The organism is Candidatus Pantoea persica (assembly GCF_013753875.1).
Lineage (GTDB): Bacteria > Pseudomonadota > Gammaproteobacteria > Enterobacterales > Enterobacteriaceae > Pantoea > Pantoea persica.
Genome location: NZ_SMDS01000010.1, coordinates 229,083 through 249,864 on the forward strand (window position 1 = coordinate 229,083; position 20,782 = coordinate 249,864).

Genomic DNA, 20,782 nt, shown 5'->3' on the forward strand with positions numbered 1-20,782 from the left:
ACCATGTCATTAATGACCCCCGTCAACTGGCAGAAGTGCAGCGAGGCGCAGCGGCAGGCGCTGCTGCAGCGCCCGGCCATCGCGGCCTCTGAAACCATCGCCGCCACGGTGCGCGACGTGCTGGACCAGGTGAAGTCGCGCGGCGACGCGGCGCTGCGCGACTTCAGCGCGCGCTTTGACAAGGCGCAAATCGATGCGCTGCGCGTCACGCCCGCGCAAATCGCTGCCGCCGGCGCGCGGCTGAGCAACGATTTGAAAAAGGCGATGGCCGTCGCCGTCGCCAATATCGAAATCTTCCACAACGCGCAGCAGCTGTCGACGGTGGATGTCGAGACGCAGCCCGGCGTGCGCTGCCAGCAGATCACCCGTCCGGTGCGGTCGGTCGGGCTCTACATTCCCGGCGGCTCCGCTCCGCTCTTCTCCACTGTGCTGATGCTGGCCACCCCGGCGCGCATCGCCGACTGCGGCCGTGTGGCGCTCTGCTCGCCGCCGCCGATTGCCAATGAGATCCTCTATGCAGCCCAGCTGTGCGGCGTCGAAGAGGTGTTCCAGGTGGGCGGCGCGCAGGCGATCGCCGCCCTCGCCTTCGGCACCGAGAGCGTGCCGAAAGTGGACAAAATTTTCGGGCCGGGCAACGCCTGGGTCACCGAGGCGAAGCGCCAGGTGAGCCAGCGTCTCGACGGTGCGGCGATCGATATGCCCGCTGGTCCGTCGGAAGTGCTGGTGATCGCCGACGCGGGCGCGACGCCCGCCTTTGTCGCCTCGGACCTGCTGTCGCAGGCGGAACACGGCCCCGACTCGCAGGTGATCCTGCTGACGCCGTCCGCTGAGCTGGCGCAGGGCGTCGCCGAGGCGGTCGAGGCGCAGCTGCAGGCGCTGACGCGCGCCGCCACCGCGCGTCAGGCACTGGCGAGCAGCCGGTTGATCGTGACGCGCGACCTCGAGGAGTGCGTGGCGATCTCCAACCAGTACGGCCCGGAGCACCTGATTATTCAAACGCGCCAGCCGCGCGAGCTGGTGGACGCCATCACCAGCGCCGGCTCGGTGTTTCTCGGCGACTGGTCGCCGGAGTCGGGGGGCGACTACGCCTCCGGCACCAACCACGTGCTGCCGACCTACGGCTACACCGCCACCAGCTCCAGCCTCGGCGTGGCCGATTTTCAGAAACGCATGACGGTGCAGGAGCTGACGCCGCAGGGCTTCCTTAATCTCGCCGCCACCATCGAAACGCTGGCCGCCGCCGAGCAGCTGGAGGCGCATAAAAACGCCGTTACCCTGCGCGTTGCCGCGCTGAAGGAGCAAGCATGAGCTGGAATATTGAAGAGCTAGCGCGCGACAACGTGCGCGCCCTGACGCCCTATCAGTCCGCACGCCGCCTCGGCGGCAACGGCGACGTCTGGCTCAACGCCAACGAATTTCCGCTGCCGGTGCCCTTTGAGCTGTCGCAGCAGACGCTGAACCGCTACCCGGAGTGCCAGCCGAAAGTGGTGATCGCGCGCTACGCCGCTTACTCCGGGCTACAGCCGGAACAGGTGCTGGTGAGCCGCGGCGCGGACGAAGGCATCGAGCTGGTGATGCGCGCCTTCTGCGAGCCATGCAAAGACGCGATTCTGTTCTGCCCGCCGACCTACGGCATGTACAGCGTCAGCGCCGAGACCATCGGCATTGAGTACCGCACCGTGCCCACGCGGGAGAACTGGCAGCTCAATCTGCCCGCCATCGCCGATCGCCTCGACGGCGTGAAGGTGGTCTATATGTGCAGCCCCAACAACCCGACCGGCAACCTGATCGACCCGGACGATATCCGCGCCCTGCTGGAGATGACCGCCGGCAAAGCGCTGGTGGTGGCCGATGAAGCCTATATTGAATTCTGTCCGCAGGCGAAGCTGAGCGGCTGGCTGAAGGATTACCCGCACCTGGTGATCCTGCGAACGCTGTCGAAGGCGTTTGCGCTGGCTGGTCTGCGTTGCGGCTTTACCCTCGCGAACAAGCCGGTGATCGATCTGCTGATGAAGGTGATCACGCCCTATCCGCTGGCGACGCCGGTGGCTGACATTGCCGGCCAAGTGCTGAGCGATCGGGGCATTGCGCTGATGCGTCAGCACGTCGCCGAGCTGAACGCCAACCGCGCTTGGCTGCTGGAGCAGCTCTCCCGGCTCAGCCTAGTACAGCAGGTTTTTCCCAGCGAGACCAACTATATTCTGGCGCGCTTCGCCGATTCGCCTGCGGTGTTTGAATCCCTGTGGGATCAGGGCATTATTCTACGCGACCAGAACAAAAATCTGGGCCTTGCGGGATGCCTACGCATTTCTATAGGCACGCGTCAAGAGTGCGAGCACCTAGTGGCCGCACTGCAGGTTTTATCTGTGGAGAACGCATGAGTCAGAAGACCCTTTTTATCGATCGCGACGGCACCATTATCGCGGAGCCGCCGGAAGACTTTCAGGTAGACAGCCTAGAGAAGCTGGCGTTTGAGGAGAACGTGATCCCGGCGCTGCTGGCGCTGCAGAGCGCCGGCTACCGACTGGTGATGATCACCAACCAGGATGGGCTCGGCACCAGCAGCTTTCCGCAGGCGGATTTCGACGGCCCGCACAATCTGATGATGCAGGTGCTGAGCTCGCAGGGCATCCGCTTCGACGACGTCCTGATTTGCCCGCACAAGCCGGAAGATAACTGCGACTGCCGCAAGCCGAAGACCAAAATGGTCGAGGCCTGGCTGGCGGAGGGCGCCATCGATATGGCCAACAGCTACGTGATCGGCGATCGTCTGACCGATATCGCACTGGCGCAGAATATGGGGATTCAGGGCATTCGCTTCGGCCGGGAAGGCGAGGACTGGAATGCCATTCAGGCGCGCCTGACCAAACGCGATAGCCATGCGCTGATCAACCGCAACACCAAAGAGACGCAGATTCAGGTCGAGGTGTGGCTGGACCGCGAAGGCAACAGCAAAATCAACACTGGCGTCGGCTTCTTCGACCATATGTTGGATCAGATCGCAGTACACGGCGGCTTCCGCATGAATATCGAGGTGAAAGGCGATCTCTATATCGACGATCACCACACTATTGAAGATACCGGGCTGGCGCTCGGCGAGGCGCTGTGGAAGGCGCTGGGCGACAAGCGCGGCATCGGCCGCTTCGGCTTTGTGCTGCCGATGGACGAGTGTCTGGCGCGCTGCGCCCTCGATATCTCCGGCCGTCCGCACCTTGAGTTCAAGGCGGGGTTTCGCTACCAGCGCGTCGGCGATATGAGCACCGAGATGGTGGAGCACTTCTTCCGTTCGCTCTCCTACGCCATGATGAGCACCCTGCACCTGAAAACCAAAGGCAAAAACGATCATCACCGCGTCGAGAGCCTGTTCAAAGCCTTTGGCCGCACGCTGCGCCAGGCGATCCGCGTCGATGGCAATACCCTGCCCAGCTCGAAAGGAGTGCTGTAATGAACTTGGTGATCCTCGACACCGGCTGCGCCAACCTCTCGTCGGTGAAATGGGCGGTGGAGCGTCTCGGCTACGCGCCTGACGTCAGTCGCGACCCTGACGTGGTACTGCGCGCCGACAAGCTGCTTCTGCCGGGCGTCGGCACCGCGCAGGCAGCGATGAATCAGCTGGAAGAGCGCGATCTGGTCGACCTGATCAAGACCTGCACCCAGCCGGTGCTGGGCATCTGTCTCGGCATGCAGCTGCTGGGCGGCAGCAGCGAGGAGAACGGCGGTATCAACACCCTCGGCATTATCGATGCCACCTGCGGGCTGATGAATACCCAGGGACTGCCGCTGCCGCATATGGGCTGGAACCAGATTATCGCCCAGGCGGGCAGCCACTTGTTTCGCGGCATCGACGAGGAGAGCTACTTCTACTTCGTGCACAGCTACGCCATGCCGATTAACGCCAGCACCATCGCGCAGTGCGACTATGGGCAGCCCTTCACCGCCGCCGTGCAGAAAGATAATTTCTTCGGCGTGCAGTTCCACCCGGAGCGCTCCAGCAAAGCAGGCGCGCAGCTGCTGAAAAACTTCCTGGAGATGTGATGATTATCCCCGCGTTAGATTTGATTGAGGGCAAGGTGGTGCGCCTGCATCAGGGCGACTACGACCAGCAGCGCAACTACGGCAGCGATCCGCTGCCGCGCCTGCAGGATTACGCGCGCCAGGGCGCGACGGTGCTGCATCTGGTGGATCTCACCGGCGCAAAGGATCCGGCGAAGCATCAGATCGCGCTGCTGCAAACCCTGCTCAACGGCGTCGACGCCATCGTGCAGGTCGGCGGCGGTATCCGCACGCGCGACGACGTGAAAGCGCTGCTGGACGCGGGCGCCAGCCGCGTGGTCGTCGGCTCCACGGTGGTGAAAGCGCCGGAAGAAGTCAATACATGGTTCAGCGAGTTCGGCGCCGAGGCGATCGTGCTGGCGCTGGACGTGCGCATTGATGCGGCAAACCGCAAAGAGGTCGCCATTGGCGGCTGGCAGGAAGCGGCCGGCGTAACGCTGGAAGAGGTGATCGTGCAGTTTGCGCCGGTAGGGCTGAAGCATGTGCTCTGCACCGATATTTCACGCGACGGTACCCTGAGCGGCTCTAACGTCGCCCTCTATCAGGAAGTGACCGCGCGCTTTCCCGACATTGCGTTTCAGTCTTCAGGCGGCATCGGCGGCCTAGAGGATATCGCGGCGCTGCGCAGCAGCGGCGTTAAAGGCGTCATCATCGGACGCGCCCTGCTGGAAGGTAAATTCACGGTTTCGGAGGCTATCGCATGCTGGCAAAACGCATAATTCCCTGTCTTGACGTGCGCGACGGCCAGGTCGTCAAGGGCGTCCAGTTCCGCAATCACGAAATCATCGGCAATATCGTGCCGCTGGCGCGGCGCTACGCGCAAGAAGGTGCGGATGAGCTGGTGTTCTATGATATCACTGCCTCCAGCGACGGCCGCGTGGTGGACAAAAGCTGGGTGTCGCGCGTGGCGGAGGTGATCGATATTCCCTTCTGCGTGGCGGGCGGCATTAAAAGCGAGGAGGATGCGGCGCGCATTCTGGAGTTCGGCGCCGACAAGATCTCCATCAACTCGCCGGCGTTGGCCGAGCCCGGGCTGATTACCCGCCTAGCGGATCGCTTCGGCGTGCAGTGCATCGTAGTGGGCATCGATACCTGGTTCGACGAGGCGAGCGGCAAATATCACGTCAATCAGTATACCGGCGACAAAGCGCGCACCCGCGTGACCGAGTGGAAAACGCTGGCGTGGGTTGAAGAGGTGCAAAAGCGCGGCGCGGGCGAAATCGTGCTGAATATGATGAATCAGGATGGCGTGCGCAACGGCTATGACCTGACGCAGCTGCAGAAAGTGCGCGCCGTCTGCAGGGTGCCGCTGATCGCCTCCGGCGGCGCGGGCACGGTGCAGCACTTCCTCGACGCCTTTGAGCAGGCGAACGTCGACGGCGCGCTGGCCGCCTCGGTGTTCCACAAGCAAATTATCAATATCGGCGAACTGAAGAGCTTTCTGAAAGAGAACGGAGTGGAGATTCGCGCGTGCTAACTACAGAGCAACTGGCTCGCCTCGATTGGGCCAAAACAGAGGGCATGATGCCCGCTATCGTGCAGCACAGCGTCTCCGGCGAAGTGCTGATGCACGGCTATATAAATCAGGACGCGCTGGCAAAAACCCTAAGCGACGGCCGCGTCACCTTTTTCTCGCGCACCAAACAGCGTCTGTGGACCAAAGGCGAAACCTCTGGCCACTTTCTCAAAGTAGTGAGCATCACGCCCGACTGCGACAACGACACCCTGCTGATGCTGGCCGACCCCATCGGGCCGACCTGCCACCGCGGTACCTCCAGCTGCTTCTCACCTGCCGCCCCCAACTGGGTATTCTTGCACCAGCTTGAGCAGCTGCTGGCGTCGCGCAAAAGCGCCGATCCCGCCAGCTCCTATACCGCGCAGCTCTATGCCAGCGGCACCAAGCGCATTGCGCAGAAGGTGGGCGAAGAAGGCGTGGAGACCGCACTGGCGGCCACGGTCAACGACCGCCAAGAGCTAACCAACGAGGCGTCCGATCTGCTTTATCACCTGCTGGTGCTGCTGCAGGATCAGGATCTCGACCTCAGTGCCATTATCAATAATCTACGCGCGCGGCATAAGTAGCAGCGCGCCATGCTGCTCAACGTCGGAAAGCGAACAAGATGTTGAGCGGCACGGTTCTTCTGTTCGCTTCAGGACCCGGCTATGACCACTTATGACAAACTGATCGCCCTGCTAGATCAGCATCAGGCGCGCTATCGCCTGATGGCGCATGACGTGATCGGTAAGTGCGAGGCGGTGGCGGCTATGCGAGGCACGGCGTTGGTGTGTCACGCCAAAGGCAACGGTGAGAAACAGCATGTGCTGGCGGTACTGCCAGCGGATCGGTAGGCGGATTTAGGCAAAGTGGCGGAAGCGGTCGGCGGCCGACGCGCCTCGCTCGCCAGCCCTGCAGAAGTCGATATGCTGACCGGCTGCGTGTTCGGTGCCATTCCGCCCCTCTCGTTTCATCCCGATCTGACGCTGGTGGTCGATCCGCTGCTGTTCGTGCGCTATGAGGAGATCGCCTTTAACGCCGGCCGGCTGGATCGGTCGGTCATCGTGAATACTGAGGACTACCGCCGCCTCTGTAATTCTAAATTATTGAAAATAAAACATTAATTTTCATAACTAGCGCAGGCAGGTACTTTGCTTATTCAACATCACGATAAAAGAAGAGACTATAGCCACTCCTGTTTTCTAACGTCTGCGTACCGCGCTGATGACCGCCGTACTGGCAGGCTGCGCCTTTGGCTCGCAGGCAAAAATCGCTCAGGTACGTTTCGCGGTCGATCCGACCTATCCCCCTTTTGAGTCCAAAACCCCGCAGGGCAAGCTGGTGGGCTTTGATATCGACCTGGGCAACGCGCTGTGCGCGCAGATGCAGGTGAAATGCGTCTGGGTGGAAAGCCAGTTCGACGGCATGATCCCGGCGCTGAAGGCGCGCAAGTTCGGCGCCATTCTCTCCGATATGGATATTACCGAAGAGCGCCTGAAGCAGATCGACTTTACCATGCCGCTCTATGACACCCATACCCAGCTGATTGCGCGCAAAGGCTCCGGCCTGCAGCCGACCGCCGAGTCGCTGAAGGGCAAAACCGTGGGCGAGGAGCAAGGCACGGTGCAGGAGCGCCATGTGCGCGCCAATTGGCAGCCGTACGGCGTGACTATGGTGCCCTACGGCGATCAGGCGCAGGTTGAGAGCGATCTGATCTCCGGTCGTCTCGATGTGGTGTTTACCGATGCGGCGCAGGCGGCCAACGGTTTTCTGAAGCATCCGCAAGGCAAAGATTTCGAGCTAACCGGCCCGATAGTGCAGACCCGATTATCGGTCCGGGAACAGCCATCGGCCTGCGTAAGGGCGATAGCGAACTGAAAACCGCGCTGGACAGCGCCTTCGCCGAAATCAAAAAGAACGGCACCTTCGACGCGATTCAGAAGAAGTATTTCGCGACCGATATCTCTATTCAGCAGTAACCCTGAGGCGACCTAAGTGGCCGCCTGCTTTGATTCGGCACGATACTTTTCTTCATTTTCTGGTCGCAACCTGCGCCCTATTCTAATGACAGGACAATCAGCGCCCCATGCATCAACAACATCATTCCCTAATCAGCGCCTCGCTGGGCACCCAGCGCGAGATCATCAGCTTCCACTTCGGCGAAGAAAAATATAAGCAGGTCTATATTCAGACTGCTCTGCACGGCGACGAGATCCCCGGCATGGCGGTCTCCTGGTATCTGAAACAGAAGCTAATGGCGCTTGAGTCCGCAGGCCGGCTGCGTGCGGGCTTTACGCTAGTGCCGGTGGCCAACCCGCTGGCGCTGAGCCAGCACTGGCAAGGCACACATCTGGGCCGCTTTCACAGCGAGTCCGGCCAGGATTTCAACCGCCGCTTCCCCTCGCTGGGTGAGAAGCTGGCGGCGGAGCTGGATGGTTCTCTGACGCCGAACGAAAGTGAAAACAAGCGTCTGATCCGTGACGCCATCGATCGCCACTATCACGACGTGATCGCCCGAACCGAGCTGGAGGCGCAGCGCTTTACCCTGATGCGCATGGCAAGTCAGGCGGACCTGATGATCGATCATCAGCGCGCTGCGAGCGCGGCGGAAGAGCCGGCGATTTCAGCCGAGGTGGCGGCGCCGGTTATCGGCGGCGACGAGCTGGCGCTGGTCACGGCGAACGCCGAGGATATTGCAGCGCCGCGGCGAGAGCGCTGGAGGCGGTCGAGGTATCGAAAGAGGTCAACGTGATTACCTTGCGCCATACGGAGCATGCGCCTCTCTCCCCTGCGCTGAAAAAACCGGCGACGCCGCTGGCCGCCTGCAAATATATCCATTCGCCGGTGTCCGGTTTGATTCTGCATCGCAAAAAGCTGGGCGCGTGGATCCGTCCAGGCGAAGTGGTGGCAGAGGTGGTTGATCCGGTGACAGATTTCGTTACGCCGCTGGTGGCGGAGTATGGCGGCGTGCTCTACGCGCGGCACTGGGCGAAGTTTGCAACGGCGGGCATGCTGGTAGTGCGGCTGGCGGGAGAGGATGAGGTCAGGAGCGGGGATCTGCTGGTGGGATAAAAAAGGCTTCCTGACGGAAGCCTTTTTCATAATTAGTCCAGCCACTCGGTGTGGAATACACCGTCTTTATCAATGCGCTTATAGGTATGCGCACCGAAGTAGTCGCGCTGCGCCTGAATCAGATTGGCAGGCAGCACTTCTGAACGGTAGCTGTCGTAGTAAGCGATAGCGGCAGAGAAGGTCGGCGTCGGGATACCGTTCTGCACCGCATCGGCAACCACGTCGCGCAGCGCCTGCTGATATTCGTTAGCGATGTTCTTGAAGTAAGGCGCCAGCAGCAGGTTCGCAATGTCCGCATTTTCCGCATAAGCATCGGTAATTTTTTGCAGGAACTGTGCGCGGATGATGCAGCCAGCGCGGAAGATTTTCGCGATTTCGCCGTAGTGCAGATCCCAGCTGTACTGTTCAGAGGCGGCACGCAGCTGAGAGAAGCCCTGAGCATAGGAAACGATTTTGCCCAGATAGAGCGCACGACGCACTTTCTCTACGAATTCCGCTTTGTCTCCGGTGAACGCCTGCGCCTGCGGGCCGCTCAGCACTTTAGAGGCCGCCACGCGCTGCATCTTTAGAGAGGAGAGATAGCGGGCAAATACTGATTCAGTGATCAGTGACAGCGGCTCGCCAAGATCCAGGGAGCTCTGGCTGGTCCACTTACCGGTGCCTTTGTTCGCCGCTTCGTCCAAGATGACGTCAACCAGGTCGTTACCCTCTTCATCTTTCTTGGTGAAGATATCTTTGGTGATGTCGATCAGGTAGCTGCTCAGCTCGCCATTGTTCCACTCGGTGAAGGTTTTCGCCAGCTCTTCGTTGCTCAGACCCAGCGCGCCTTTCAGCAGCGCATAGGCTTCAGCGATCAGCTGCATATCGCCATACTCGATGCCGTTATGCACCATTTTCACATAGTGGCCAGCGCCGTCCGGACCGATATAGGTTACGCAGGCTTCGCCATCTTCCGTGCGCGCAGCGATTTTGTCCAGAATCGGGGCAACCAGTTCGTAAGCTTCTTTCTGACCGCCAGGCATGATAGACGGACCTTTCAGCGCGCCCTCTTCACCGCCGGATACGCCGGTGCCGATGAAGTTGAAGCCCTGCTCAGACAGCTCTTTGTTACGACGAATAGTGTCTTTATAGAAGGTATTACCGCCATCGATCAGGATGTCGCCTTTGTCAAGGTGCGGCGTCAGGGAAGCGATGGTTTTATCCGTCGCTTCGCCCGCCTGAACCATCAGCAGGATACGACGCGGTTTTTCTAGCGAGTCGACAAATTCTTCGATGGTGTAATAAGGCGCCAGTTTCTTGCCCGTATTTTCAGCGATAACTTCATCAGTCTTTTCGCGTGAACGGTTAAAGACAGAGACGGTGTAACCGCGGCTTTCAATATTGAGAGCCAGGTTACGGCCCATTACTGCCATACCTACAACGCCGATCTGTTGCTTGGACATTACATACTCCTGTCTGTGGTCTCGCAGAATATTACCAGTAACACCCTTCACTAAGTGGCCGATATGTTAACTCAGGATTGCCGATAAGAGGTAATGATTGGTGCGATAGCGGGTTGAAAAAATGAAAAATCATAATTATCAGTAACTTATTGATGTTATTATAGCTAGCGACCATTTTTTTAGCAGTGAAAAGCGATTCGAATCTGTTGTAAGCCGCTTCGCCATAGCTTTTTGCCTGTTCGGGATTTTGCCAGATTTCATCCATTGCCCTACATAATGCCGCCGGATCGGAGGGCGGAACGACCAGACCCGTTTCTCGGTGTATATTAATATAGGTTGTACCGGTTCCGATTTCGCTTGAGATAAGAGGCTTGGAGTAAAGCGCGCCTTCCAGCAGCGAAATGCCAAATGCCTCTGAACGCAAGTGAGACGGGAATACCAGACATGTACTTAATTGTAATAATGCTGCTTTGTTACTGTCGCCAAGCGCACCGAGAAAATGAATATTATTAACCGATAGCTTTGTTGCCTGTGCTTTCAGTTCCGTTGCAATCAGACCGGCGCCGACAACAACAATAGGGTAGCGGCTATTTTTAGCTGCCTCGATTAAAATATGTAAACCTTTATAATAGCGGAAAGTACCTATAAACAGAAAGAACCCGTGAGGGTAAATTGCTTTCCATTTTTCAAGTACCTCTGCGTCATTATTTTGATAAAAAGTCTTATCGAGACCGTAAGGAATAACATCAACTTTTTCTTTAAACTGCTGCAAGACAGGACTACTTTCAACGTGATTTGACGATGCAACAACCATGTGTTCAACTGATTTAAGAAAGCAAGTCATAAATGGTTCATAAAGTTTAAGCAAAGTCTTTTTTTAACAATATTAGAATGATAACTGACCACTGAAAGTTTTTTATATCTGCAGCAAAATGCATAAGGTGCATAAATGAATAAGGGAAATGATAGTTAATAATATCGGTAGATTGCGAAAACCTTCGAAAGGTCGGCACCGCTTTAAAAGAAAAAGGCGTTGATGCAAATTCGCAGAACGTTTTCACACGATGAATCGTATGATGGTCAAGTATTGAAACTTCCTCTTTAAAATCCGGGCTGTGGGTAAGAACGGTGGAATGTATGCCTTCTTTTACCCCACCTTCGGCAAGTTGATAGATTACCTGCTCAATGCCGCCGAATGTATCCGGATAATATGTTTTATAGCAGTGTAGAACATTGATCATATAAATTTAGCAACCTGCTCGTAAGCTTCTATTGTTTTATCTGCACAGAGTGACCATGAGAATTGCCGAGCATGAGCAAGCCCTGAGGCTATCATTGCCTGCTTTTTTCAGCATCTTCGGTCATACTCTGAAAATAAGATGTCAGCGTTTCAACATCTTCTGGCGAATGCATCAAAGCCTCATCGCCTACTACTTCTGGAAGTGAGGTAGCATTGGAACAAATAACCGGCGTACCTGACGCCATAGCTTCCAGAACCGGCAATCCAAATCCCTCATAAATTGAGGGGAACATAAAACTGGTCGCCGCGCTGTAGAGAACATGCAGATCTTTTCCTGATACAAAACCCAATTATTTCAACCACCCTTATCTTTCGCCTTTATCAAACAGGCGAAAAAGCTCTGTATTTCCCCAGCCTTTATAACCGCTTACCACAAGAAGGAAGTTGAGTTTTGTATTGCCAAGTAAACGGTCGTAGGTCTGTAACAGAGTGAGAATATTTTTTCTTGGCTCAATGGTGCTGGTATAAAGAAAAAAACGACACGACTGAAGCTGATACTGTTCAAGAACAGCTTGTGTTTCTACCTCAATGCGAGGATGAAATAACTCATTTCAAGCTAATGGAGCAACGGTAATCTTATCTTCAGACAGATCGAAGAATTCAATCAGTTAACGTTTTTTATAGTAATAGTCGGTAATTAACCTTGCCGATCGATAAACCGTTTTTCTCAACTCTTTCTGCATCAAATGGACGCGACCTGCCGGATAAAACTGTGGCTAGTGAAATACTGATAAATCATGAAATGTCGCAACGCTATGCTTTACGCCCGGAGGAAAATAACAGTTTGGACTGTGAAAAATGTGATTTTTGTAATTAGGCAGCGGCTATGGCTTCAGACGTGGGAATGTAAGACGATAAATTTAACTGACCGTTTTACTATTCTGTAGCTTCCTTTTCACGGACTGGATAGATTGTGACGATTCACTAGCAACCGCCAGTGAATCTCGCATTTTTTTACCATGAAGCCAGGTCAGCGCTACTTTTTCCTCACGCTGCTGGAGTTCATGCGCAAGTTCAAACGCGTAACGCCCAATGCCCGTTAAAGGATATTTGATGAAGTCAGTGGAAAATAAAACATTGAGCTTTACACTTCTAACATCCATTTCAGATTTTCCCTCAGTGGAATGATGCGTAATTGATGATGCGTTAATTGATTAAGCAGGCTAATATCGCCGCAAAGCTCTTTAATTTCATTTACTCTGGCAAACTGCGGATTTATTTCAATACGGATAGAGTGAACAGTAATTTCTTCGCACATATTGATAATTTCAAGCAAAGAATGCATTTTGCCAGAAGCTACGTTAGCGGTCAGGCCGAATGCGTTGGATTCAAATAAGGCTGCATAGCTTTTGACCAGGTAACGCACATCTGAAAAGTCGTGCCAGACGTCGATATTACCCAGTTCGATAATTTCTCTGCGCGATTTGAAATGGCTTACGATTTTCAGAATTAAAATTTTTCTGCCTGCCCAACAGCAGTATAATTAAATGGCTGAGCGATTATCAGCGGCAGCTTATCCTGAAAAAGTTTGGCCACATACTCCATCAGCCAGCTTGCTGACAGCATAATAGTTTGCAGGATTAGCGGGAGTAATTTCGCTGAGTTTACCTAGCGTATTATTTCCATATACGTTTGCACTACTGGCCCTCAACACGGCATTGGGTTTCTTATCCGAATCAACTAGCGCCCGAAGCAAATATCAGGATGAAAGCCCATCCCTAACTCAAGTAAAGCAGCTACTCGTCCATGAGTCGTTATGTTACCCATTGTTGGCTTCGTCGTGCCCGTTAATAATTTGCTTTTACCTGTGCCATTAATATCAACAATGCCTACCGATTCTCCTGCAGCGATATCAAAAGAGATATTTTAAAAGCCTACTTCTTTTTATGCTGTTAAGCTTTTCTTAGCAGAAATCTTTCAACGATCCTGTGCCATTTGGAAGTTTATGATTTATATAATTTTGATATATTCTGTACTGAAATACTTAAAGTCATAACTCATCTACTATATCAGCAGAATGTTTTCTGAAGAGTACCTATCCCAGCACAAGCCATATCAACGAAATCAAGGTGATTGGTATAAGCGCATACCAGTCCGGAGCATTGCCAAATAAAAAAATTATAGTGACTTTTCATTATTGTTGACATTGGATTATATTTTAATGCGTCTTGCGCCCAATCAGGATGTGTTTTGCTTACATACTATTGGGGAAAACCAAAACAGCAATAGTATGGATAGAAACTGGCTTACATCTCTTACAAATACATTCATTACACCTAAAATCACACCCAATCCAACTGTAAACAAAATTTGCATAAACAATACAGGTATAATGGTCAGTACAACCCAGACTAGGAATGTATTGATTATTACGAGAAACATTAAAAATAAAGAAAAGGTGATAGAAAAATTGATAATAGAAGATAGTGTTACGATTATTGGCAGATATATCCTTGGAAAACTAACTTTTTCAAAAAATTAGTATTTCCTAAGAATACGTTAACCAGCCCATTGAGGGTCTCCGCAAATAACCCCTATGTCAATACACCTAGTATAAGTAAATACTGTAGGCGTGTGGCATAGACATATCAGGAATGCGCGCGCGCATCAACTCTGAGAAGACTAATGTATAGACTGAAATCATGGCTACAGGTTGAAGTACTAGCCACAACGCACCTAAAAAGCTGCTTTGATAGCGCGACTTCCAGTCGCGCTTAATACTATCAAGAATAAATCCCCAATAGCGACTGATACTAGCTAGCAAACTAAAAATCATTAATTATTCGCCATTTAGTTTATCAAGCAATTCTTCCGTTTTTTCTCGCATGAGCTCGCTATCCGCTTTAGCCTCTACATTGAGCCTGACTAGTGGCTCGGTATTTGAATGCGCAGATTCAATCTCCACTCTTTATAAGCGATACTGATTCCATCATTCAGTTCGAGAGTGCATCCTTCCACCTCGTATTCATTCCTGATTTTATTGATTTTTTCGTGTGCGTTGTGAATTTTCGAGTTGATCTCACCGCTACACGGAAACGCCGTCATTCGCTCTTCAACCTGCTGAGACAGCGTCTGCCCTTTCACCGCCAGCAGCCATGGGATCATGCCGCTGTCGCAATAAGCAAAGTCACGGAAGTAATGATGCGCGCTAATTTCGCCGCCATAGACCGCATCTTCTTCGCGCATACGCTCTTTAAAGGCATGGCCGGTCTTTGACATAACGGGGATGCCACCCGCTTTGGTAAAGACGTCAACGGTGTTCCAGGTCAAAAGCGGGTCGTGAATAATCTTTTCGCCAGGCTCTTTCTTCAAAAACGCTTCCGCCAGCAAACCGACGATATAGTAGCCTTCGATAAATTCGGCGTGCTCATCAAACAGGAAGCAACGATCGAAATCACCGTCAAAAGCGATACCCATGTCAGCCTGATGGTTGCGCACCGCGTCTGAGGTATCCTTACGACACTCCAGCAGCAGTGGATTAGGGATCCTGTTCGGGAAGTTGCCATCAGCCTTATGATGAACCTTGATAAAGCTCACCGGCATATTAGCCTGCTGGAAGAGTTTTTCAATCTCGTCAATAACGTGACCAGCCGTGCCATTGCCTGAGTTGATTACCAGCTTCATCGGCTGAGTGAAATTCACCAGATCGATATAGCTCATCAGGCGGTCGACATAGGCATCCAGCACGGAAATCTGCTTATAGCTGCCACGTGCGGCCTCATGACGCTGCACATCGCGCAGGCCGGTATCGCCGCTGATAGGACGCGCGCCTTTGCGCACAAGTTTCATGCCGCTATAATTCATCGAGTTATGGCTGACGGTGACTTCAATCCCGCCGTCAATGCCCAGATGGAAAGTCGCGAAATAGATCTCTTCCGTCCCGCTCAGTCCGATATCCAGCACGTCAGTGCCTTAATCCATCAGTCCCTTTGCCAGCGCCATTTTCAACGCTTCGCTGGTGAGGCGGACATCACCGCTAACATCGCCAAGATAAGCTCCCGACTGGATTTCCAACAGTTCGAGAGGGATCTTGCCCGGGTTTTCCAGCGTATGCTGATGGCCAATCGGAATAAACGTCGACTGGTTTTCTGTCAACAACAGCGTCTTGTCCTGAATCGTGACTTTGGTGGTGCCGGAAAGGATTACCCAGTGCTCTGTACGGTGATAGTGCATTTGCAGCTTAAAGGCTTCACCAGGTTTTACCGTGATACGGTTAATGTTGAAGCGCCCGGTATTCACCACTAAATTGCAGCGGCCCCAGGGCCAGTAGGTCTCGCAGTGGCGGCGGTACTCGCTGCGACATTCGCTTTTCAAAAACTCCACGACGCGTTTCACATCCTGTATCTGATCTTTACGCGCCACCAGCACGGCATCTTATCGTGTTGACGATAATCAGATTTTCTACGCCGATCGCCGCCACCAGCTGATCTTCGCTGTTGATGTAGCAGTTTTTCGTGTTGTGCAGGAAGGTATCGCCCTTCAGGAAGTTGCCCGCAGCGTCTTTGTCATTCACTTCCCACGGCGCTGGCCAGGAGCCTACGTCGCTCCAGCCGGCATAATCCACTGACTCATCGGGACAGGCGATAAAATCGTCTTTATCGATGCTGATAAAGTCGTTGCCTTCTTTTACGTTGGCCATCGCACGACGGCAGGCTTCCAGAATATCCGGGCGGAATTTTTCAGTTTTTGCAGATAACGCTTGGCGCTGAACATAAACATGCCACTGTCCCAATAATATTCGCCTGACGCCAGATAGTCCTGCGCGGTGCTGAGGTTCGGCTTATCAATGAAGCGCTGCACGCCAAACGGCGCATCTTTCGCGCCCGGCAGCTGCTTACCACGGTGAATGTAGCTATAGCCAGTTTCGGGTCCGGTAGGCACGATACCTAAGGTAACCAGATGATGGCCCTGCTTGGCATATTTGGTTGCGGTCTTGATGGCGTCATGGGAAGCGGCGCGATTATCAATGACGTGATCGGCGGCAAGCACCAGCAGTACCGGATCGTCGCCCTGCTCCACCACATTGATCGCTGCCAGCGCAATAGCCGGCGCGGTATTGCGCCCCACCGGCTCAAGAATAATGTTATGTGACAGCTTTTTAATCTGGCGCAGCTGTTCTGCGACCAGGAAACGGTGTTCTTCGTTACAGATGACCAGTGGCGCACGCGCTTCAACGCCGGACAAACGGTTTACGATCTCCTGCAGCATGGAATGTTCTCCATGCAGACTAATGAACTGCTCGGGATAAAGTTCACGTGAAAGTGGCCACAAACGACTGCCGGTTCCTCCGGCCATGATTACGGGAAGTAACATTCCACATCCTCTAACGATTTCAGTTTGTGCTAATGCAATTCTCAGCGGGTTACTTTTTTTAGTCAAAACAGAAAATAACCACGCTATCGCCCTTGGCTTGCAGCAACCAATCTGCTGTGTGATTAAATAGCCGTCAGTTGTTCTTGTTATTAAGCGCTGATTAATGAATAATGCAGCCGCAACAGTCTCTGACCATCACAAATACCACATTTTGTGCAGCAGAATTAACATGGTTATTGGTTGATTGTTTACGCAATAAGCGCAATCGATACTTATTTGATTCTTACGCCTGGGAAAGGCAATTTAAATAGCGGCAAAACAGCATAATAGTAGGAGAAAGGTGTTTTTGCTTTGATATGCCGCACAGCGGCTTAAAACAGGCAGTTTGGTCAGAAACAGAGGCACTGGCGCGGCCAGGAAAAATCTGTTTTCGCTGGGCGCTTTATCCGCGCGCCGGGCTGGCGCGCGTCAGAGGGTTTGTTGTCTCTGTGCCATCCTAAAGCACGGTTTGGGCAAAAAAAACGGCCAAAGCCGGGTAGGTTATCGTCGCTGAACTCAGCGGAACCCGTTCGGGTTCTTACTCTGCCAGTTCCAGGTATCGCGCATCATCTCATCGATGCCGCGCGACACGCGCCAGTCCAGCTCTTTATCCGCCAAACCGGCATCGGCCCAGAACGCCGCGAGGTCGCCGTCGCGACGCGGTTTGATCTCATAAGGGATCTGCTTGCCGGAGGCGGCTTCGAACGCCTTGATCATCTCCAGCACCGAGTAGCCTTTGCCCGCGCCCAGATTATAGGCCTTGTAACCCTCAACCTGCGGTAAATGGTCCAGCGCTTTCAGGTGCCCTTCCGCCAGATCGACGACGTGGATATAGTCGCGCTGACAGGTGCCGTCCGGCGTCGGATAGTCGCCGCCGAACACGCCCAGCTGCGGCAGACGGCCAATCGCCACCTTGGCGATATAGGGCAGCAGGTTGTTGGGAATGCCCGTTGGGTCTTCGCCAATCTCGCCTGACTCATGCGCGCCAACCGGGTTGAAGTAGCGCAGCGCAATCGCCCTGAATTTAGGGTCAGCCAGGGCGAAATCGCGCATCACGAATTCAACCATCAGCTTGGAGGTGCCGTAAGGGCTGGTGGTGCCGCCGATAGGGGTGGTTTCCACATAGGGCACCGGCGCATTGGCGCCGTAGACGGTGGCGGAAGAGCTGAAGATAAAGTCACAGACGCCCGCGGCGCGCATCTCTTCCAGCAGAACCACGGTGCCGGCGACGTTGTTCTCGTAATACTCCAGCGGCATGCGGGTGGACTCGCCTACCGCCTTCAGCGCGGCGAAGTGGATCACCGCGGAGATCGGGTTGCTGGCGAACAGGTCGCGCAGGTAGGCGCGATCGCGAATATCGCCCTCGACGAAGGTCGCCTTTTTACCGGCCAGCTTCTCGACGCGGTTGATCGCCTCGCGCGAGGCGTTGCACAGGTTATCCAGTACTACAACGTCATCGCCGCGCTGCAGCAGCGCCAGCACGGTATGCGAACCGATATAGCCCGCCCCGCCCGTTACCAAAATAGCCATGTGAGCTCCTGTCAAAGCTGCCGCGACGCTGCGTAGCAAAAATCATGGGAAACGGTTATTTTGCCAGAATTTTTTCGATTGCGGCGCGGAATTCCTGACCCATGCCGTTGCTGCGCAGACCGTAGGAGACAAACACCTGCATATAGCCGAGCTTGCGTCCGCAGTCGAAGCTGCGACCGCTTCAGCAGCGCGGCGTTTACCGGCTTCTTCTAGCTCAGGCTGGCGATGGCGTCGGTCAGCTGAATACGGCCCCAGGCGCCCGGCCCGGTGCGCTCCAGTTCGCCCCAGATATCGGCGGAAAGCACATAGCGACCCACTGCAGCGAGATCGGAGTGCAGCGGCGCCGGATCTTCCGGCTTCTCAACGAAGTTGGTAATGGTGCTGACGTCGCCTGGGTTGTCCAGCGGCTGTTCGATGGTGATCACCGAGTACTCGGAGAGATCGGTGGTCGGCGTATACCGCGCCAGTACCTGCCTGTGGCCGGTCTCTTCAAAGCGCGCCACCATGGCGGCAAGGTTGTAGCGCAGGTGGTCGGCTGTGGAATCATCCAGCAGCACGTCCGGCAGCACCACCACAAACGGGTTGTCGCCGATCATCGGGCGGGCACACAGGATGGAGTGGCCGATGCCCAGCGGCTGCGCCTGAAGCACGTTCATAATGGTCACGCCCGGCGGGCAAATAGACTGCACTTCGCTCAGCAGCTGGCGCTTGACGCGCGCTTCCAGCTCATAGTTGGTGCCGAAGTGGTTTTCCACCGCATTTTGGGAAGCATGGGTGACCAGCACAATCTCTTTGATGCCTGCAGCGACGCATTCATCAACGATGTATTGAATCATCGGCTTATCAACGACAGGCAGCATCTCTTTTGGAATTACTTTCGTCGCCGGGAGCATATGCATACCGAGACCCGCAACCGGGATTACGGCTTTAAGCTTGGTCATATTTTTTCCATTTCATGAAGTGAATACGTGCTGTCGATTATGCAGGATCGGCCAGAACTGCAAGTATAATCTTTATCCGAAAAGCAGACACTAAATGCCTGTCATCTCTTAGAAATTCATCTTTTTCCCACGCTTCGCTCGCCCCATAAAGCGAGGAAAGACAAGCGCTAACCGCCGATGAAAAACGCCCTGCCGCAGCAAGGGCCGACATGGCGCAATGCCAGGCTAAAAACGAGTAGGGCGGCCTAGCGGCCGCCCGAAGAGAGGTGCACCGATCAAAGCCAGCGCGCAAACCATTCTGGCATGACGAACAGGTCGAAATGGTTCACCAGCAGGATCACCGCGACAAATACCGCCGACACCGATACCCACTGCCGCGCATTAGGGCAGAAAGCGGATGCCGATAACCGGTTTCATAAAGAACGGATGGGCGAAGGCGGAGATCAGCACCTGAGAGATAGAGAGCGTCAGCGCCACGTAGAGCACGTTGGGCCAGATAAAGGTGGTGCCCAGCACCGCCAGTACCACCAGGCTCGCCACGATGTTCCAGTAGAACTCAACGTTAGTGCGCCCGTTCGCCTGCGAAATCGCCCCGGTCAGGCCGCCCAACGGACGCAGCATGCCAAACAGCAGCATCAGCGGGATCAGGTGATAGACCTGCTCATGGGAGGCGCCGTAGAGCACGCGCACAATCACTGGCGACAGAATGCCAATCGCCAGATACATCGCGCTGCTGAACAGCATGATGACGAAGGTGCCCTTGAGGAACAGCTTTTTCAGCTGCTCAGGATCCTGCTGCTTCTCGGTGAAGCGCGGCAGCGCCAGTCGGTTGATTACCGGCGACACCAGCTTCAGCGGCTGAAGGATCAGCTCTTTCGCCAGCGAGTGGATGCCCAGCATCTCCGCGCCCATCACCTTGCCGACAATCAGCGCGTCTGCCTGGGTGCGCAGCTGGTTGATGGTCTGCGAGCCGAGCTGATAGCTGCCGTAGCGCACCGCGCCGACAAAGGTTGCCCGACCGAGCTCCCACGTCGGCCGCCATGACTTCCCGCCAAAGGCGATCATGCAGAGAATGCGGGTAAAAGGCGTTGATAAACAGCCCCAGGATCGCCGCCGCGACCGTCAGCGAGGTGAAGTAGAGCATCGCCACAGTGCAAGCGAAGGCTAACAGCTTGGTCGCCATCTCGATTTTCGCCAGCAGCACCATCCGTTTGGTTTTGATGTAGTGCGCCTGATACTGCGACAGGTGGCCCAGCACCAGGAAGTTCAGGCTGGTCAGCATAATCAGCCCCACCAGCTCCGGCAGATGGTAGAACCAGGCGATGGGATACGCGATGCCGAGCAGTATCAGGCAGGTCACCAGGCTCAGCGAGACGTTGACTCAGTAAATGGTGCTCTGCTCGCGGCGCGTAATCTCCTGCCGGTGCACAAGGTAGCTGCTCATGCCCATATCTCCTGCAGCACGGTGGCGACCGCAAGAATGGCATTGATAATCGCCAGCAGGCCCAGCTCGTGCGCCTCCAGCTTGCGCGCCAGCACGCTGAGCTGCAGCACCTGCAGCAGGGCGGCGAAACAGGTACTGCCAAACAACCATATC

At 54.9% G+C, this 20,782-nt stretch carries 14 protein-coding genes and 9 pseudogenes; 10 read left to right on the forward strand and 13 right to left on the reverse strand.

The features are described from left to right. The first annotated feature begins 3 nt into the window (after window positions 1-3). The 10 genes and pseudogenes from hisD (at window position 4) to EIO60_RS03420 (ending at window position 8,620) form a co-directional block, all read left to right on the forward strand. Window positions 4-1,308, forward strand: coding sequence for a histidinol dehydrogenase (hisD, locus tag EIO60_RS03375; RefSeq protein ID WP_258575903.1), 1,305 nt, complete (start codon window positions 4-6; stop codon window positions 1,306-1,308). Further along, window positions 1,305-2,381: a histidinol-phosphate transaminase gene (gene hisC, locus EIO60_RS03380; protein WP_258575904.1), complete on the forward strand. Its 1,077-nt coding sequence runs from the start codon at window positions 1,305-1,307 to the stop codon at window positions 2,379-2,381. Before hisD ends, hisC begins: the two co-directional genes overlap by 4 nt. Continuing rightward, a complete protein-coding gene (hisB, locus tag EIO60_RS03385; RefSeq protein ID WP_258575905.1) occupies window positions 2,378-3,445 on the forward strand; it encodes a bifunctional histidinol-phosphatase/imidazoleglycerol-phosphate dehydratase HisB in 1,068 nt (355 codons plus the stop codon). Before hisC ends, hisB begins: the two co-directional genes overlap by 4 nt. Beyond that, on the forward strand, window positions 3,445-4,035 hold the full coding sequence (hisH, locus tag EIO60_RS03390) for an imidazole glycerol phosphate synthase subunit HisH (protein ID WP_258575906.1): 591 nt from the start codon (window positions 3,445-3,447) through the stop codon (window positions 4,033-4,035). The genes hisB and hisH overlap by 1 nt, the downstream gene beginning before the upstream one ends. Further along, window positions 4,035-4,772 (forward strand): 1-(5-phosphoribosyl)-5-[(5-phosphoribosylamino)methylideneamino]imidazole-4-carboxamide isomerase, encoded by a 738-nt coding sequence (hisA, locus tag EIO60_RS03395; protein ID WP_258576054.1) that lies wholly within the window; start codon window positions 4,035-4,037, stop codon window positions 4,770-4,772. The genes hisH and hisA overlap by 1 nt, the downstream gene beginning before the upstream one ends. Continuing rightward, a complete protein-coding gene (gene hisF, locus EIO60_RS03400; protein ID WP_258575907.1) occupies window positions 4,754-5,530 on the forward strand; it encodes an imidazole glycerol phosphate synthase subunit HisF in 777 nt (258 codons plus the stop codon). The genes hisA and hisF overlap by 19 nt, the downstream gene beginning before the upstream one ends. After that, window positions 5,524-6,135 (forward strand): bifunctional phosphoribosyl-AMP cyclohydrolase/phosphoribosyl-ATP diphosphatase HisIE, encoded by a 612-nt coding sequence (hisIE, locus tag EIO60_RS03405; protein ID WP_258575908.1) that lies wholly within the window; start codon window positions 5,524-5,526, stop codon window positions 6,133-6,135. The genes hisF and hisIE overlap by 7 nt, the downstream gene beginning before the upstream one ends. A gap of 81 nt (window positions 6,136-6,216) precedes the next feature. Further along, window positions 6,217-6,672, forward strand: a pseudogene (locus tag EIO60_RS03410) (YbaK/EbsC family protein). Window positions 6,673-6,772: 100 nt separating this feature from the next. Beyond that, window positions 6,773-7,527 (forward strand): annotated as a pseudogene (locus EIO60_RS03415) (ABC transporter substrate-binding protein). A gap of 107 nt (window positions 7,528-7,634) precedes the next feature. Then, a pseudogene (locus EIO60_RS03420) lies at window positions 7,635-8,620 on the forward strand (M14 family metallopeptidase). A 32-nt stretch (window positions 8,621-8,652) separates the two neighbouring features. On the opposite strand, the gene gnd reads toward EIO60_RS03420, so the two are convergent. The 13 genes and pseudogenes from gnd to EIO60_RS03475 form a co-directional block, all read right to left on the reverse strand. After that, a complete protein-coding gene (gene gnd, locus EIO60_RS03425) occupies window positions 8,653-10,062 on the reverse strand; it encodes an NADP-dependent phosphogluconate dehydrogenase (protein WP_258575909.1) in 1,410 nt (469 codons plus the stop codon). A 31-nt stretch (window positions 10,063-10,093) separates the two neighbouring features. After that, the gene (locus EIO60_RS16020) at window positions 10,094-10,876 is read right to left on the reverse strand and encodes a glycosyltransferase (protein ID WP_309484674.1); all 783 of its coding nucleotides are present in this window, start codon (window positions 10,874-10,876) and stop codon (window positions 10,094-10,096) included. Window positions 10,877-10,922: 46 nt separating this feature from the next. Further along, window positions 10,923-11,303, reverse strand: a complete 381-nt coding sequence (locus EIO60_RS16025) for a glycosyltransferase (protein WP_309484675.1) — start codon at window positions 11,301-11,303, stop codon at window positions 10,923-10,925. A 91-nt stretch (window positions 11,304-11,394) separates the two neighbouring features. After that, complete coding sequence (locus EIO60_RS03435; protein WP_258575910.1) at window positions 11,395-11,595, reverse strand: glycosyltransferase; 201 nt, start codon at window positions 11,593-11,595, stop codon at window positions 11,395-11,397. A gap of 851 nt (window positions 11,596-12,446) precedes the next feature. Further along, window positions 12,447-12,728, reverse strand: a complete 282-nt coding sequence (locus tag EIO60_RS03440; protein WP_258575911.1) for a Rossmann-fold NAD(P)-binding domain-containing protein — start codon at window positions 12,726-12,728, stop codon at window positions 12,447-12,449. Between the two features lie 147 nt (window positions 12,729-12,875). Then, entirely contained in the window at window positions 12,876-13,058 is a 183-nt protein-coding gene (locus tag EIO60_RS16030; protein WP_374058112.1) for a GDP-mannose 4,6-dehydratase, read from the reverse strand. Between the two features lie 2 nt (window positions 13,059-13,060). Next, window positions 13,061-13,210, reverse strand: a pseudogene (locus tag EIO60_RS16035) (ABC transporter ATP-binding protein); the annotation flags it as partial. Window positions 13,211-13,397: 187 nt separating this feature from the next. Beyond that, a pseudogene (locus tag EIO60_RS03450) lies at window positions 13,398-14,126 on the reverse strand (ABC transporter permease). Window positions 14,127-14,141: 15 nt separating this feature from the next. Beyond that, window positions 14,142-15,343: pseudogene (locus EIO60_RS03455) on the reverse strand (phosphohexomutase domain-containing protein); the annotation flags it as partial. Further along, a pseudogene (locus tag EIO60_RS03460) lies at window positions 15,344-16,675 on the reverse strand (mannose-1-phosphate guanylyltransferase/mannose-6-phosphate isomerase); the annotation flags it as partial. Window positions 16,676-17,230: 555 nt separating this feature from the next. After that, entirely contained in the window at window positions 17,231-18,244 is a 1,014-nt protein-coding gene (galE, locus tag EIO60_RS03465; protein ID WP_258575912.1) for a UDP-glucose 4-epimerase GalE, read from the reverse strand. 55 nt (window positions 18,245-18,299) lie between these two features. Next, window positions 18,300-19,185, reverse strand: a pseudogene (galF, locus tag EIO60_RS03470) (UTP--glucose-1-phosphate uridylyltransferase GalF). Between the two features lie 275 nt (window positions 19,186-19,460). Further along, window positions 19,461-20,781 (reverse strand): annotated as a pseudogene (locus tag EIO60_RS03475) (lipopolysaccharide biosynthesis protein). Between the last annotated feature and the right edge of the window lies 1 nt (window position 20,782).